The 15,775-nt window shown below is 63.2% G+C and carries 13 protein-coding genes; 7 read left to right on the forward strand and 6 right to left on the reverse strand.

The genetic code is table 11. The features are described 5' to 3' along the window. Positions 1–967 precede the first annotated feature (967 nt). Positions 968–1,345, forward strand: coding sequence for a winged helix-turn-helix domain-containing protein (locus tag C483_RS09490; protein ID WP_006166508.1), 378 nt, complete (start codon positions 968–970; stop codon positions 1,343–1,345). Then, entirely contained in the window at positions 1,342–1,638 is a 297-nt protein-coding gene (locus C483_RS09495; RefSeq protein WP_006166507.1) for a DUF7521 family protein, read from the forward strand. Before C483_RS09490 ends, C483_RS09495 begins: the two co-directional genes overlap by 4 nt. A gap of 70 nt (positions 1,639–1,708) precedes the next feature. On the opposite strand, the gene C483_RS09500 is transcribed toward C483_RS09495, so the two are convergent. The 6 genes from C483_RS09500 to lipA form a co-directional block, all read right to left on the reverse strand. Then, positions 1,709–2,884, reverse strand: coding sequence for a multicopper oxidase domain-containing protein (locus C483_RS09500; protein ID WP_049912536.1), 1,176 nt, complete (start codon positions 2,882–2,884; stop codon positions 1,709–1,711). A gap of 324 nt (positions 2,885–3,208) precedes the next feature. Then, positions 3,209–4,684, reverse strand: a complete 1,476-nt coding sequence (gene lpdA / locus C483_RS09505) for a dihydrolipoyl dehydrogenase (RefSeq protein ID WP_006653140.1) — start codon at positions 4,682–4,684, stop codon at positions 3,209–3,211. A gap of 180 nt (positions 4,685–4,864) precedes the next feature. After that, positions 4,865–6,511 carry a dihydrolipoamide acetyltransferase family protein gene (locus C483_RS09510; protein ID WP_006653141.1) on the reverse strand — a complete coding sequence of 549 codons (1,647 nt, stop codon included), beginning with the start codon at positions 6,509–6,511 and terminating at the stop codon, positions 4,865–4,867. A 1-nt stretch (position 6,512) separates the two neighbouring features. Beyond that, on the reverse strand, positions 6,513–7,523 hold the full coding sequence (locus C483_RS09515; protein WP_006653142.1) for an alpha-ketoacid dehydrogenase subunit beta: 1,011 nt from the start codon (positions 7,521–7,523) through the stop codon (positions 6,513–6,515). Between the two features lie 3 nt (positions 7,524–7,526). Beyond that, complete coding sequence (pdhA, locus tag C483_RS09520) at positions 7,527–8,636, reverse strand: pyruvate dehydrogenase (acetyl-transferring) E1 component subunit alpha (protein ID WP_006653143.1); 1,110 nt, start codon at positions 8,634–8,636, stop codon at positions 7,527–7,529. Positions 8,637–8,986: 350 nt separating this feature from the next. After that, positions 8,987–9,952: a lipoyl synthase gene (gene lipA / locus C483_RS09525; RefSeq protein WP_006653144.1), complete on the reverse strand. Its 966-nt coding sequence runs from the start codon at positions 9,950–9,952 to the stop codon at positions 8,987–8,989. A 135-nt stretch (positions 9,953–10,087) separates the two neighbouring features. Here lipA and C483_RS09530 point away from each other — a divergent pair, with 135 nt between their 5' ends. From C483_RS09530 to C483_RS20430, 5 genes are all read left to right on the forward strand, one after another. After that, on the forward strand, positions 10,088–11,488 hold the full coding sequence (locus C483_RS09530; protein WP_006653145.1) for an MATE family efflux transporter: 1,401 nt from the start codon (positions 10,088–10,090) through the stop codon (positions 11,486–11,488). A 71-nt stretch (positions 11,489–11,559) separates the two neighbouring features. Further along, positions 11,560–12,072, forward strand: a complete 513-nt coding sequence (locus C483_RS09535) for a PH domain-containing protein (protein WP_006653146.1) — start codon at positions 11,560–11,562, stop codon at positions 12,070–12,072. 249 nt (positions 12,073–12,321) lie between these two features. Further along, the gene (locus C483_RS09540) at positions 12,322–12,918 is read left to right on the forward strand and encodes a hypothetical protein (protein ID WP_006653147.1); all 597 of its coding nucleotides are present in this window, start codon (positions 12,322–12,324) and stop codon (positions 12,916–12,918) included. A gap of 135 nt (positions 12,919–13,053) precedes the next feature. Continuing rightward, the gene (locus tag C483_RS09545; RefSeq protein ID WP_006653148.1) at positions 13,054–15,411 is read left to right on the forward strand and encodes a DEAD/DEAH box helicase; all 2,358 of its coding nucleotides are present in this window, start codon (positions 13,054–13,056) and stop codon (positions 15,409–15,411) included. Positions 15,412–15,513: 102 nt separating this feature from the next. Continuing rightward, positions 15,514–15,657: a hypothetical protein gene (locus C483_RS20430; protein WP_006653149.1), complete on the forward strand. Its 144-nt coding sequence runs from the start codon at positions 15,514–15,516 to the stop codon at positions 15,655–15,657. Positions 15,658–15,775: the final 118 nt, after the last annotated feature.

Below are 15,775 nucleotides of genomic sequence, written 5' to 3' on the forward strand. Positions count from 1 at the left end.
CCGCAGGGGTAGGATCCTCATTTCCTTCGGACGTATTCGTAGTCCGTCTGGGGTACTTAACCCCTTCGGACCGGAACCGTCCGACGACGAAATGAATGAACACTTCGCCAATCACGCGTTCTTTGCAATCGTATCCGAATCCCCGTATGTACTTAAGGGCAACGGATCGATTCCGTCCCGGAAGTCACAGCCGGAACGGGATTTGCGTAGTAATGGATACGCCCCGTGTGTATATAAGGACGTTGTTCCATGGCGTCGAAGACGCCACCTACGCTCAATCCAGTTGCCCCAAGAGACCTGGCTTCAGAAAGCCAGATAACTGGGAGATGGATACGGTGCCTACCTCCGTGCCGGAAACCGGCCAGAGGGAACGTGGCGGCGTGCGCCACGTCGTTCGCATTAATGACGAGGAGAGGGTGCATACNCCTCCGTGCCGGAAACCGGCCAGAGGGAACGTGGCGGCGTGCGCCACGTCGTTCGCATTAATGACGAGGAGAGGGTGCATACATAAGGCCGTCGAACGAGACGCCCATCGGAATCCAGTACCATGAGAGGAGGTTCCACCTGTGAGTGAATTGCCGTGTACGTGAAATCCAGCTGGGCTGGCGGGTAGAACGGTTTTGAACGAGTGCATACTGGCATCGCTCAGTGCTCCTAGCAAGCAAGAGAACCACAGCAATTGGTGATCCGGAGAGACTCGACGAGGTAAAATAAATTACTCGCTGATCGTGTATCACTCGCTAATCGTAGTAGTCGTACAGACAAGCTGTTACGCGGGCGGAGGTCGGCTAGTCATCCCGTCCTCGTAGATACGGTCGAACCGAATGATACCCGCGTAGGTCGAGTTCAGTTGTGCGCGTGTAAGAAACTTACTTCTGGGAACGGGACGGCGAAAACCAACACTCGAGTAGTTCGCTGCGACGTGCACCGATGCGAATAAACCGAAGGCGTTGCAAGTAACTGATGAATGGTCCGGGACCCGATCGGTTCGGAGTCAACACCGTCTGCAGCAGAAATCTGTGCTGCACTCGACGACCCTGACTGCCGTGAGATCATCCGGAATCTCGAGGAACCCATGACGGCTTCTGAACTTACTAACCGGTGTGAGATACCCCAGTCGACGCTGTATCGGAAACTCGAGTTGCTGACCGACTCGACGCTACTCGAGGAGACCACCGAGATTCGTCGCGACGGGCATCACGCGAGCAAGTACGCCGTCGCGTTCGACGAAATCTCGATCGGGTTGGACGACGACCAGTCGTTGACGGTGCAGATCGATCGGCCGGCCCGAACGGCAGACGAGCGGCTCGCAGAACTTTGGTCCGAGGTGCGAAAGGAAACATGAGCCCGTACGCTTCTGGTGCATCGGAGATCGCGCTCGCACTCGCAATTGTAAAGACGCTCGTCTTGATCGTCGGTGGCTTCATCACGTACTTTGCGTTCAAGGCCTATCGGCGGACGAGACAGCGTGCACTCGGGTATCTAACGCTTGGTTTCGGGCTGGTTACGCTCGGGCTCTTTCTGGCAGGGATGCTCTACGAACTGCTGAACGTCCATCTGGCGACGGGGATCTTGCTCGAGAGCCTGCTGGTACTCGCGGGCTTTCTCGTGATCGCGTATTCACTGTACGTGCAGTAGTGAATGCGCCTCTTTTTTAGTCCAGTTAGCTACCTTGATCGAACAGGAAAGAAAAACCGACTGGTTCCGGTCAGCCGTCGTATCCCGCGTCGTCCATAATCTCGCCGAACTCGTCAGAGTCCATCGCAGACTCGTAAACGATCGCAGTCGCCATCCCACCGGGATAGCGGCCTTCAGTCGTCACGTGGTGGACCTTGTGACAGTGTGCTGGATAGATACCCGGCTCAGCGTCGGCCGTGAACTCGAGTGTGTACCGTTCTGCGGGGGCGATGTTGAGCACGTCCTGTTCGTACCGCGCTGCGTCGGGGATGGGTGAGCCGTCCTTTTCGATGACTTCGAATCGGTGGCCGTGGGTGTGGAACGGGTGGGATTCGTAGCCGTTGTTGGCGATGTGGAGGTGGACGGTGTCGCCTTCGGAGACGATCAGCGGGGTGCCCAGTTCAGGGTGGAACGTAGTGGGGGCGCTGCGGCCGTTGAGGGTGTAGGCGTCCGACGAGCGCTCGACGGGGTCGTAGTCGGCGTCACCGCCCGCTTCGCGGTCGTGGAGACGCGTGTCCCAGTCGCGAAGCGTGAAGAAGTACTCCTGATCCGGTGAGTCGTAGTCCTCCGGGTCGACGCGAAGGATGCCGTACATCCCCATGTCGAGGTGGTTGTGCGTCTGGTAGTGACAGTGGTAGACGTGTGTTCCCGGCACGTCGGCCTCGAGGGTGTAGGTGTGGCTCTCACCGGCGTCGACCTGATCGCGGTTCGTGACCGGGGCACCGTCGTCTTCCCAGGACTTGCTGACGGCGTGGACGTGGACCGTGTGGGGCCGGTTGTGTTCGGTGTTGTCGTAGGTGAGTTCGAAGGTATCGCCTTCGGTCATCCGATACATGGGGCCGGGGACGGAGGGTGCGAGGTCGTCAGCCTGCCAGGCCCATACTTCGGGGAGTTCGACTGGACCGCCGCTGCCGTCCTCGGTGACGAGTGCGTGGCGTGCGGGGACGGTTCGAAGTGTCGATTCGTACCCCTGCTCAGCGATGTCGACGATCTGTGGCGGTGCAGTGTACTGGTAGTCCGTGAGCGGAGCGTCTTCGTCTGTCTCCCCCGAGCCATCACCATCGTCTGCGTCCGGGTCTCCCACAGACGCAGGTTCGTCGTCAGAAAAGACAGAGAGACAGCCGGCGAGTGCGCCCACTGCACCGACCCCGGCAGTCGAAAGAACCGTTCGTCGCCGCAGCGTGGAAGGACCATTGGATGCAGTCATAGTACACCTGATCGTTGGGACGGCAACCTAAAGGAGAGTAGAGGGAGTTCCCACCGAATGGGAAGCCAACGGATCGGTTCGGACCAAATCTGGACAGTTTTCCCGGACGTAGCGACGGGTTCCCTGTCGACGACAGCAGTGGAAACTGGCCGCTAACAGACAGGAATCTACCACGGCAAGAGCCAGTTCGTCTCGAGTACTCCGCCGATTGTGCGTATGGGTGAGAGAGAAGGGGAGTGTGTGTGGGCTCGTTCGAGATTGTGCACCGGTGCAGCGGTGCAGCGGTTCAGCGGTGCACGATGCAGCAGTCAACAGTGCAGCAGTTCAGCGATTCAACGTGTGAATCGCGTGTCCAAGCGCGTTCTCTGCGGCCTCCATCACCGATTCGGAGAGCGTCGGATGCGCGTGGATCGTCGAGGCGACGTCCTCGAGTGTCGCGCCGAGCTCGATTGCGAGGCTGAGTTCGCCGACGAGTTCGGACGCCTCGGGACCGACGATGCTGGCACCGAGGACGTAGCCCTCGTCTTCTTCAGCGACAATCTTGACGAATCCGTCACTCTCGCCGGTGGTCAGCGCGCGACCGCTGGCGCGGAAGGGGAACTTCCCGATCACGGTGTCGAAGCCGGTGTCTTCGGCGTCGGTCTCGGACATCCCGACGGTCGCGATTTCGGGGGCAGTGAAGACGACCGCGGGCATCGCCTGGTAGTCGATGGCCGACGGCTCGCCGGCGATGACTTCGGCGGCGACTTCGCCCTCCATACTGCCTTTGTGTGCGAGCATCGGCTCGCCGGCCACGTCACCAACGGCGAAGATGTGGTCGACGTTTGTGCGTGCGCGCGAATCGGTTTCGATGAAGCCCTTGTCGTTGGTCTCGACACCGGCCTCAGCGAGGTCGAGCGTGTCCGAGACGGGCTGGCGACCGACGGCGACGAGGACCTTCTCGGCGTCGAGGTCGAGCGAGTCTGCTTCCTCGGTTTCCTCCGCTGCAGCCCCGCCATCTGCGGCGACCGCCGCCGCGGGCTCTGCGATGACGCGAACGCCGTCGCCGTCCTCGCGCTCGTGCCACTCCGCGGCCGTGTAGCCGAACTCGAACTCGATGCCGAGGTCTTTCGCGTGCTGCTTGACCGGCCGTTTGAGGTCGTTGTCGTAGCCCGGCAAGATCTCGTCGAGCATCTCGACGACCGTCACATCGGTTCCCAGCTTGGCGAAGACGCTTGCCAGTTCCATCCCGATGTAGCCCGCGCCGACGACGACAAGCGAGTCAGGGACGGAGTCGAGCGAGAGCGCCTGGCGCGAGTTCAGGATTGGCTCGTCGCCGTAGGAGAAGTTCGGAATCTCGATCGGACGCGAACCGGTCGCGACGATTGCGTGTTCGAACTCGAGTGTCTCCGAGCCCTGGCCCTCACCGTCGTGGGAGATGCGGACGGTGTTCTCGTCGGCGAACGTCGCCGTCCCCTCCATGAGGTTGACGCCGTTTGCCTTACAGAGCTTCTCGACGCCGCCGGTGAGCTGGTCGACGACGTCGTCTTTCCAGCTGACCATGCCCGCGAGGTCGATGGCGGGATCGGCGTGGATCCCCATCTGTTCGGCGTTGCGGGCGTCGTGGGCGACGTCGGTCGCCGTGATCAGTGCTTTCGATGGGATACAGCCGTGGTTCAGGCAGGTACCGCCGTAGGCCTCCTTCTCGACGAGCGTGACGTCGAGATCGAGCTGGCCGGCTCGAATCGCGGCGACGTAGCCGGCGGGACCCGCGCCGATCACGAGGACATCGGTGCCGGTGGTGACGTCTCCGACGACCATTAGTTGACTCCTCCGTGCTGGGCCAGGATTGCGGTGCTCGTAGTCGGTACCGAACGGAACCGCACGTGCGTCGTATATGCGCTCATGTACATGCGTATGCTGGTGCGTATGGTGGGTAGCGTCTAACGTTTAGGGGTCGCGGTCGAACTCAGGGAGCGATGGAGGGAGATTCGGAGCCGGTTACTCGAGTAACAGCAGTTCCGGATTTTCGAGGTACTCCATCACCGTATTCGTAAACTGTGCGCCGACGGCGCCGTCGATCAGCCGGTGGTCGAACGACAGCGAGAGCGTCATCACGGATCGCGGCTCGATCGACTCCTCGCCGTTCTCGTCGGTGACGACGCGTGGTTTGCGCTTGATCTCGCCGACAGCGAGGATGCCCGATTCGGGGTAGTTCAGGATTGGGGTTGCGTACTCGCCGCCGATGCCGCCGATGTTCGTGATCGTGAACGTCGAGCCCCGAAGTTCGTCCGGGCTGATCGAGCGCTCGCGGGCGCGCTGGACGAGTTCGTTCATCTCCGAGGAGAGCTGGAGCATGCCCTTCCCGTCGGCGTTGTCGACGACCGGGACCATCAGCCCCACGTCGGTCGCCGCTGCGACGCCGATGTTGTAGTAGTTGCGGTGGACGATCTCCTCGTTCGCCTCGTCGATGACCGCGTTCATCTCGGGGTACTCCTGCAGCGCCGCGACGACGGCCTTCATGATGAACGGCATGTACGTCAGGCGGATACCCTGCTCCTCGGCGTGGGGTTTGAGCCGTTTGCGGGCGTCGACGAGTTCGGTGACGTCGACCTCGTCGTGGTGGGTGACGTGCGGGGCCGAGAACTTCGACTCGACCATCGCGTCGGCGATCGTCTTGCGGACGCCGCGGAACGGTTCGCGCCGCTCGCGCTCGCCTTCGGCGAAGGCTTCGCCGGCTTCGATCGCTGCCGCGTCGGCCTCCTGGGCCTGCTGCTGAGCCTCGGCGTATTCCCGGACTGCCTCAGGCGTGACGAACGCCTCGCCGTCGCGCTCTTCGGTTGCGGGGACGGCGTCGAGGTCGACACCCTCCTCCTCGGCGATGCGCCGCGTTGCGGGTGCGGCGAGTGTGCGCTCGCGGTCGGCAGACTCGACCTGGGCCGGGGCCTGCGTCTGTGTCTGTGTCTGGGATGCCCCAGTCTGACCAGTCGACCCACCCGCCGTGGACTCATCGGTACTCGAGTCGGCTGCTGTAGCCGTGGTCGATTCGTCCGCAGTGGTTGCTGCAGTCGATCCCGAGCCACCGGTCTCACCGCTCTCAGCCTGTGTCTGTGCGTCGGCCGCTGGCGCGGTACCCGCTGCAGCCTGCACGTCGGCAGCCGTGATCCGGCCGCCGGGACCGCTTCCCTGGACCTGTGAGAGGTCGATACCTTCCTCGCGGGCCAGGCGTCGCACGCGTGGGGGCGCGAAGATTCGATCGTCTGGCGTCTCCGCGGGTTCGGTGTCATCGCCAGCACCCGTTGCGCCGGGGTCGCCGGCGGGACCGGCGTCTGCGTCTGCGTCTGCTGTGGCGTCGGATTCCGTCTCGACCTCACCAGCGTCTGCATCTGCTTCCGCTGTGTCTTCCTCGCCCTCCACGTCGAACGTGACGAACACGTCCCCGACGGGGATCACGTCGCCTTCCTCGAAGTGGAGTTCGCGAACGCTGCCGTTGACCGGGGCGGGGACCTCGACGAGCGCCTTGTCCGTCTCGACCTCCGCGACCGGCTGATCTTCGCTGACCTCGTCGCCCGGTTCGACGAACCAGGTGACGAGTTCTCCCTCTGCGACACCTTCACCGACGTCTGGAAGCTCGAATTCGCGGACCATGTTAGAACCCCATTGCGTCGCGGATACCCGATTCGATGCGTTCTGCCTCGGGCAGGTAGTAGTCTTCGAGCGCGTACAGCGGGAACGGCGTGTCGAAGCCGGTGATGCGCTCGACCGGTGCCTCCTGGTAGAGCAGCGCCTCCTCCTGGATCGTCGCGGCGATCTCTGCGCCGAGGCCGCCCGTCTGGGGAGCCTCGTGGACGACCGCTGCACGGCCGGTTTTCTTGAACGATTCGACGATCGTGTCCTCGTCGAGCGGCGAGAGCGTCCGGAGGTCGACGACTTCGACGTCGATCTCGCCTGCGAGGTTCTCCGCGGCCTCGATCGTCGGCCGGGTCATCGCACCCCACGTGAAGACGGAGATATCCGAGCCGTCGCGGCGGACGATGGCCTCGTCGAGTGGGACCTCGTACGATTCTGCGGGGACTTCCTCGCGGAACGCCCGATAGATGAGCTTCGGTTCGAGGAAGAGCACCGGATCCGGCGAGCGGATCGCGCTCGTCAGCAGCCCCTTCGTGTCGTACGGCGTCGACGGAACGACGACCTTGAGTCCGGGCTGGTGGGCGAACATCGCCTCCGAGGACTCGGAGTGGTGTTCGGGCGCGCGAATGCCGCCACCGTACGGTGCGCGGATGACCAGCGGGCACGTAAAGCGGCCGCGCGAACGCGTCCGCAGTCGTGCTGCGTGTGAAACGATCTGGTCGAAGCCGGGGTAGATGAACCCGAGGAACTGCATCTCGGGGACCGGGCGCATCCCGTAGGCGGCCATCCCGATCGCGGTGCCGATGATACCCGACTCCGCGAGCGGCGTGTCGATGACGCGATTGTCGCCGAACTCCTCGTACAGTCCTTCGGTGGCGCGGAAGACGCCGCCGTTCTTGCCGACGTCCTCGCCCATGACGACGACGTCCTCGTCGCGTTCCATCTCGCTGTGGAGTCCGTCTCGGACTGCCTGTACCAGCGTCAGGTTGTCAGTTTCGGTGTCAGTGTCAGTGTGAGATTCTGCAGCCATAGATTATCCCTCCAGCAGCGCGTCGTCGCCGTGTTCCTCGCGAATCGATTCGAACCACTCGAGTTGCTCCTGCAGTCGCTTGGGCATGCCCTCGTAGACGTGGGCGAAGATTTCGGCGGGGTCTGGTCGTTCGACCGCCTCTGCGGCGTCGATTGCGTCTGCGACGTCACTCTCGATGCGCGACTCGATGGCGTCGACGCGCTCGTCGTCGAGCATGCCGTGGTTGCGCATGTACGTCTCGAGGCGCGGGATCGGATCCTTTTGCTTCCAGTGTTCGACTTCCTCGTCGTCGCGGTAGACGGAGGGGTCGTCGGCGGTGGTGTGGGCACCGAAGCGGTACTGAACGGCCTCGATCAGCGTCGGACGGAGTTCGTCCTCGCTGGGGTTTTTCGCTTTCTCGACGGCGTCGCGGGTGACCTTGTAGACGGCGAGTGGGTCCATGCCGTCGACCTGGACGCCCTCGAAGCCGTAGGCGGTCGCCTTCTGGGCGAGCGTCGCGCTTGCAGTCTGGCGTTCGCGCGGGACCGAGATTGCCCACTGGTTGTTGTTACAGAAGAAGATGTTCGGCGTATCGAAGACGCCGGCGAAGTTGAGCCCTTCGTGGAAGTCGCCCTCCGAGGTCGCGCCATCGCCGAAGTAGCAGATGAACGCCTTCTCCTCGTCTTTGAGCTTCGAGGCCCAGGCAGCCCCCGTCGCGTGGGGAATCTGCGTTGCGATCGGGACGGCGACGGTGAAGATGTTCGCATCCTCGGGAATCTCGTTGCCCTGCTCGTGGCCCATCCAGTACAGCAGGGTGCGTTTGAGCGAGAGGCCACGAACCAGCCCGGCACCGTGTTCGCGATAGCTCGGGAACAGCCAGTCGTCCGTCCCGAGTGCGTGTGCGCTTGCGACCTGCGCACCTTCCTGCCCCGACAGCGGCGGGTACGTACCCATCCGTCCCTGTCGCTGGAGGCTCACGGCGCGCTCGTCGAAGTGACGAACCAACCGCATCTGCTCGTACATCTCGAGCAGTTTGTCCTCGGCGATATCCGGCACCTCGACGCCCTCGCGGACGCGGCCGGCGTCGTCGAGAATCTGTACTCGTTCTCGGGGATCGCGCTGTATCGTGCTCACGGAGAGTCCCACCTGCGCATACTCTAACGAATTATCGCTTGTGTTAAAGGATTTTCGTAAATAGTTTACTATCAGAGGAATTCTTGCGAGACAGACCGTGGGACACAGTACGAGTAAGGACTAAATAATTCAAACGTTCACCAAGCCACATCGTTTTGTAATAGTTCCAGAAACAACGTCCCGGGTCGTGTGAACAGTGAACGGTTGGGCAACTCCCCGCTGCTCGTAGGGACACCAAACTTGGAGTGGCGACTGTGAAAGAACGACCGTACTCGAGTAGGGGCTGCGTTAGTCGGGACGAAACGGGCACCGAGAGGGAGACACCATACGGGTGTGCCAGCTTCGCTACCTCACTCCGAGACGGAAACCGAAGTGTCTGCACGGCGGGCGCGCTGTCGCGCCTCGTCAACGCTCGTTCCTTCCCGGAGGACGGCGTCGACGAACAGCTCGCCGGCCTTGTAGGAGGATCGAACCATCGGGCCGCTCGCACAGTAGAGGAAGTTCAGTTCGTCTTCGGCCACCTGTCGCCACGTCTCGTACTTGTGTGGATGGTCATAGCGCTGGACGTCGAGGTGGCTGCGCGAGGGCTGAAGGTACTGGCCGAGGGTGATGATATCGACACCGTGTTCGCGACAGTCGGCGAGCGTCTGGTAGACTTCGTGATCGTACTCGCCGTGGCCGAGCATGATCGAGGTCTTGGTGTAGATGTCGGATTCGCGCTCGACCTGTTCGAGCACCGAGAGCGATTGTTCGTAGTTCGCGCGACGGTCACGAACGGGAAACTGGAGGCGTTCGACGGTTTCGACGTTGTGTGCGATCACGTCCGGGTCGGCGTCGATGATCTTGCGGACGAGCTCGGGTTCGCCCTGAAAGTCCGGAATGAGAACCTCGACGAGGATGCCAGGGTGGCGATCCTTGATTTCGCGAATCGTCTCGGCGAAGTGGCCCGCACCCTGATCCGGCAGGTCGTCACGGTCGACGGATGTGAGCACGACGTAGTCGAGACCGATCTCGGCGACGGCGTCGGCGACGTTGGCCGGTTCGTCCGGATCGAGTGGCTCCATGCCGCCTGTCGTGACGTCACAGAAGTTGCACGCACGGGAGCACCGGTCACCCATGAGCATGAACGTCGCTGTCCCTCCGTCGCCCCCGCCGGTGCCGGCCCCGCCGGACCAACACTCGCCGAGGTTCGGACAGTTGGCCTCCTCGCAGACGGTGTGGAGATTCCGCTCGCGGAGTGTCTCCCGGATATCGGTGAACTCCCGACCTGATGGCGGTCGCATCTTGAGCCAGTCGGGCTTCCGAGCGCTGCTCATACCCGAACCGAAGCGGGCGGGTGGGAAAAATGGTGGTGGTCGGCTGTGCCAGCAGTGGCGTCCGTCAGTAGCCACCGCGTCCCGTACTATCTTATAGCAATGTTTATTTCCCCAACCAATCACCGTGGGAACGAGATGCTCGATCTCGACCGAACGGAGATCACAACGGGGCCGATTCCCAGGGTGCTCGCACTGCTTGCGGCACCGCTGCTCGTTCAAAACCTCGTACAGGTTCTCCAGCAGGTCGTCGATACCCTCTGGCTTGGCCGACACAGCCTCGAAGCGGTCGCCGCAGTCGGCCTCACGTTTCCGCTCACCGGTCTTCTCGCCGCCGTCTCGATTGGGGCCGGCGTCGGCACGCAGGTCCTCGTCTCACAGCGCGTCGGCGCTGAGGGGGACTGGCGTGCACGACGCGGCGCAGCAAACGGCATCGTCGTTGGCTTCGCCGCTGGTGGCCTCGCTGGCCTCATCGTTGCCTACTTCGCCGCCGACATCGTCTCGCTGTTCGGTGCGAGCGACCTCGTCACCCAGTACGCCGCCGCTTATCTCGCCGTCAGCGCGCTCCTCTTTCCCGCCCTGAGCACGAGCGAGGCACTCGAGTCGGGCTTCATCGGCTGGGGAGATACGCGCGCAGCGCTGTACATCAACGTGGTCGCAGTCGCCGTGAACATCGTCCTCGACCCGTTCCTCATCTTCGGCTGGTGGCTGTTCCCCGAACTGGGCGTCCAGGGCGCGGCGCTGGCGACCGGTATTGGCTACGCGCTCGGCTTCGCGTTTGGACTCGTACTGGCGTTGCGCGGCCGGAACGGGTTCGTCCTGTCGCGGGACGTACTCACGTTCTCCCGAACGGATTGTCGCGAGATTATCGACATCGGCTGGCCGACCGCAGGCCAGTACGTCTCGAGTCAGTCAGCCCGTGTTGGGATGGTCTGGCTCGTGGCGCTCGTCGGCGGGGACCCGGGACTCGCCGCGTACACGATCGGGGCACGGGTCGCAGCAATCGCGTTCGTGCCGGCGATCGGGCTCCAACAGGCCGCACAGAGTATGATTGGACAGAATCTCGGGGCGGAGCTACCGAAGCGGGCGCGGCGTACGACGTGGACCGGTGTGGTCATGGCGAGCGTTGGACTCACGGTCGTCGGCGTGATCCAGTGGCTGATTCCGGAGACGCTGTCGGTGCTGTTCGTTCCCGACGCGACGCCGACGGAGGTTGCAGTCGCCGCGGACTACCTGCGGATTCTCGCGTACAGCTACTGGGCGATCGGTGCGACGTATCTCCTGCAGGCCGGGTTCAACGGGGCGCGGCGCACGCGGACGAGCCTGATCGCGACCTTGCTCCAGTACTGGATCGTCCGCATCCCGGTCGCGCTCGCCGCGGCGTATCTTCTGGAGATGGGAGTCAACGGCGTCTTCTGGGGCGTAACCATCTCGAACATCGTCGCCGCGCTCGGACTAGGCGTCTACTACTGGTACGAGACGGCGACCGGGATGAACACACGGGCGGTCGAGGTGGCCCAGTCTGAAGCCGCCGATTAACCCGAAATACGCCGCGAGACACGAGAATACTCCGCGATAGCTTTACGGAGCCGAACGAAGTAGACCGGAGTATGTCACCGTCGACGCTGGACTGGCTTCACCTCTCGGACGACGAACGAGTCGTCTGGGAGAGCCGACCGCATCCGATCACGATGGGAATCAGGGTGCCGATCGCGGTGGGACTGGTACTCGTCGGCTTCGTCCTCACAGGGTGGAGCGCATCCGACGGAATGGGAGCGCTCACCTACATCGGCATCGCGCTTGCACTCGGCGGTGCGATCGTCGCGCTCATCCAGTACGTCTTCTGGCGGAACACTCACTATGTGATTACGTCGGCAGAGTTGTACAAGAAACACGGCGTCGTCTCGCGAGACGTGACCCAGTTCCGCCTCGACCGCGTCCAGAACGCCAGCCTCCAGCAGACGATCGTCGGCCGCGTACTGGGCTACGGGACGCTGACTGTCTACACGGCCGGTTCCGGCGACCCCGAACTGACGTTCGAACGCGTTCCGCAGCCACAACGGGCGTCGGGAGTGCTCAGCGACGAGTTAGGCGAGATCGCACACAGCGGTTCGCCCGTCTGAAATCGACTTTTGGCGTTGGCTCACAGAGAAAAACGGCCGGAAATCACAGTGAGGACTCGAGTGCCACGCGAGAGTCCACGGCCCACGCTCGCCCCGGCACTACCGAAGACTCACCTGGAGAGTGGCGAAGAACCAGAGGGGCTGACGTGTATGCCAGTCGGCAACCCGGATTTAACAGGTTGCTAAGGCCGTATTGGAAAGCCTGAATCACAAAGTATATTATACGAACTCGACTGGGGAGCCAATGCGATGGCCCAACAGTCACTGGCGACACCAGCGGAGTCGGTATCGCGCGGAGCGAGTATTGCAGCGAGCGCCGGACTCGGTGTCCTGGCCGCTATCGTCGGGTATCTGATCACCTACGTGATGGTCGTCGACCAGGTCCGCGAGGGCTTTGGCGACTACGTCGCCGAGTGGACCGGCGTCGCCTGGTACTACTACAACGCACACCTGGTCGATATCGAAGCGAGCGGTGGAATCGGCGGCTTCAGCGGCACCGATACCGTCGACTTCATCGCCCAGACCGACGCCACGAGCGCGACGGCGCTGTACGTCGTCCCGCCGCTCGTGCTCTTCGCGTTCGGCGCGGTGCTTGCGTATCAGCTCGACGCCCGCAACCTCGGCGAGGCGGTTATCGTCGGTGCACCGGTGACAATCGGTTACGCCATCATCATGGCTCTCGGTGCCGTCGTCGCCGAATCGAGCACCGAGGCGTCGTTCCTCGGAATCGAGGCGACGGGCACGATGTCGCCAGAACTCGTGCCGGCGATCATCCTCGGCGGGATCATCTACCCCGTCGTCTTCGCGACGGCCGGTGCAGTGGTCGCGGCACTACTCCGGGCCTGAAGCGGTTTCGGAGCCACGATCCGACCACAACCGGTTACGAGACGACAATCGTCACGGGACAACATCCGGCCACGGAACAGCCACGAGACGATCCGAAGGAAACGCCTTTCACCACCCGCTCCCCGTTTTCGCGTGATGGAGGTTGCCGAGGTTCTCCCCGAGTTCGCAGACGCCTTCGCGTTCGAGGAGTTCAACCGCATGCAACGCGAGGCCCTGCCCGCGTTACTCGAGCGCGAGGAAAACGTCGTCGCGAGCGCACCCACCGCGTCGGGCAAGACCGCCCTCGCCGAACTCGCGATCTGCAAAACCCTGGCCGACGGCGGCACCGCACTGTTTATCGCGCCGCTACGCGCCCTGACGAACGAAAAGGAGGACGACTGGGACCGCTTCGAGGAACTCGGCTATACCGTGTACGTCGTCACCGGCGAGCGCGAGTTGAACTCGAGACGCGCCCGTCACGCGGACATCCTCGTGATGACCCCCGAGAAGCTCGACTCGGCGACGCGCAAGCACGATTCCCGACGCTATGACTTCGTGACGGATATCGACGTCTGCGTGATCGACGAGGTTCACCTGCTGGATGCCGACCGCAGAGGGTCCGTCCTCGAGGTCACGATTTCACGACTGCGCCGACTCTGTGAGCCGCGCGTCGTCGCGCTCTCGGCGACCATGCCGAACGTCACCGACGTGGCGGCGTGGCTCGACGCGCCCGACGAGACCACCTTCGAGTTCGGCGACGAGTACCGCCCGGTCGACCTGAACGCCGGCGTCAAGACCTACACGCACGGCGAGAATTCCTTCGCGGACAAGTACCGCCGACTCTACCGCGCGATAGACCTCGCCGAACCGCACCTGAACGAGGACGGCCAGGCGCTCGTCTTCGTCTCCTCGCGTCAGGACACCGTCCGAGCGGCCGAGAAGGCCCGCGACGAGATCGCCGAACGCGACATTCCGATGGGGGCGCGCGGTGACTACGACTTTCACACCGAATCGAAGGAACTCGAGAACGACACGCTCAGAAAGTCGGTCCTCGACGGCGTCGCCTTCCACCACGCTGGGCTCTCGAAGAACGACCGCGACCTCGTCGAGGAGTGGTTCAAGGAGGGCATCGTCGAACTGCTGTTCTCGACCTCGACGCTCGCCTGGGGGGTGAACCTCCCCGCCCGCTGTGTCGTGATCCGGGACACGAAACTGCACGACCCACTCGAGGGCGAGGTCGATATGAGCCCGCTCGACGTGCTCCAGATGCTCGGCCGTGCGGGCCGGCCGGGGTACGACGACGTGGGTTACGGCTGGGTCGTCTGTGACGGTTCGGAGGCGGACAAGTATCGTCGCCTGCTGCGAGACGGCAAAGAGATCGAGTCCCGACTCGCCGAGAGCCTGGAAACGCATCTGAACGCCGAAATCGCGATGGGGACCATCACCGATCTGGACGACGTGATGGACTGGCTCGAGACGACCTTCTACTACGTCCGCGGCCAGTCCCGTCCAGAGGACTACGACTTCCCGAACCTCAGACAGCGCGTGCGGGACTGTCTCGAGAAACTCGTCGACCGCGGCTTCGTCGAAACCGGCGACGACCTCTCGATCGAGGCAACGCCACGGGGCGTGCTGGCCTCGAAGTACTACCTGCGCCTCGAGACCGCGGCCGAGTTCGCCGGCCTCTGTGATCGCGCCGCGGAACATGCAGGTGCACTCGAGATGGACGACATTCTGACGGCCGTCGCGACCGCCGAAGAGTTCGACTCCGTCTCGTCCCGGCAGGACGAACGAGACGCGATCGATGCGGTGCTCGTCGGCGCGGACACGGGCGATCTGGAAGCGGGAGAGCGGAAGGTGCTCGCCATCCTGCGCAGTGCTGCGAGCGGGACGACACCAGGTGCGTTACGAAGCGACGCCTGGGTCATCAAGCGAAACGCGACACGACTCATCTCCGCACTCGGCGCGTTCCTCGACCGGTTCGTCGGGCCGCATGCGGCGAATCTCTCCCGCCGAACCGAGGCGCGCATCGAGAACGGCGTCGCAGAGGATGCGGTTGGCCTGACGGCCATCGACGGTGTCGCCGCGGGTCGTGCAAGCAAACTTGCGAAAGAAGGGCTTTCGACCCCCGGCGACGTTATCGACGCCGATATCGACGGCCTCGTGGCGGCCGGTCTCTCGGAGGGCATCGCCGAACGAGTTTACGAGGGTGCACAGTCACTCCCCTCGATCGAGTTCGACTGGGGTACCTTCCCCGACGCCATCGGCACCGGCGAAAACGAGGTCTGTGAAGTCACGATCCGAAACGTCGGCGAACCGGCACGGGCCGGCGTCCGGGTCACCGTCAATGGTGTCGAGATGACCAGCACCAGCACCTACCTCCGCGATGTCGAGACTGTCCCGGTTGGGGTGTTCGGCGCAGATGCGGATGTACTCGAGTACACTGTGAGTGTCGCCTTCCCCGAGGAGCCGCTGGTTCCGGTGGAGGCGAGCCGTGTAGTGGACGTCCAGTAGCGGGTTTGTGGTAGTGAAGTTCGACGGAGGGCTCGATAAAGTATTGTCCTGCAGGTACTGAGGTGTACTCTGTCCCTCCCGTCCGACCGCCGTCTGTTTGCGATGTGCCTTCTCGCCGCTGGAGCCGGCCTGCTCGGCTGGCGGGCGTTCGTCCCACACCAGAACGGCGGTGTCGTGCTCGTCCTTGCGATCGGCGTCCTCGCGATCCTGTTTTTCGTGGACGGGGTCGTCCAGCACCACGCGTGAGGTGTGGCTGGGTGAGTGAGCAGATTGGCAGAGAAATTGGTAGGTAGAGAGACGAACGGAGCTATCGAGTGGCGTTTGGATCGGTCAGCGATGGCAACCGATCCGCAGGCAGTAACAC

This window comes from Natrialba hulunbeirensis JCM 10989 (genome assembly GCF_000337575.1).
In the GTDB taxonomy this organism is placed as follows: domain Archaea; phylum Halobacteriota; class Halobacteria; order Halobacteriales; family Natrialbaceae; genus Natrialba; species Natrialba hulunbeirensis.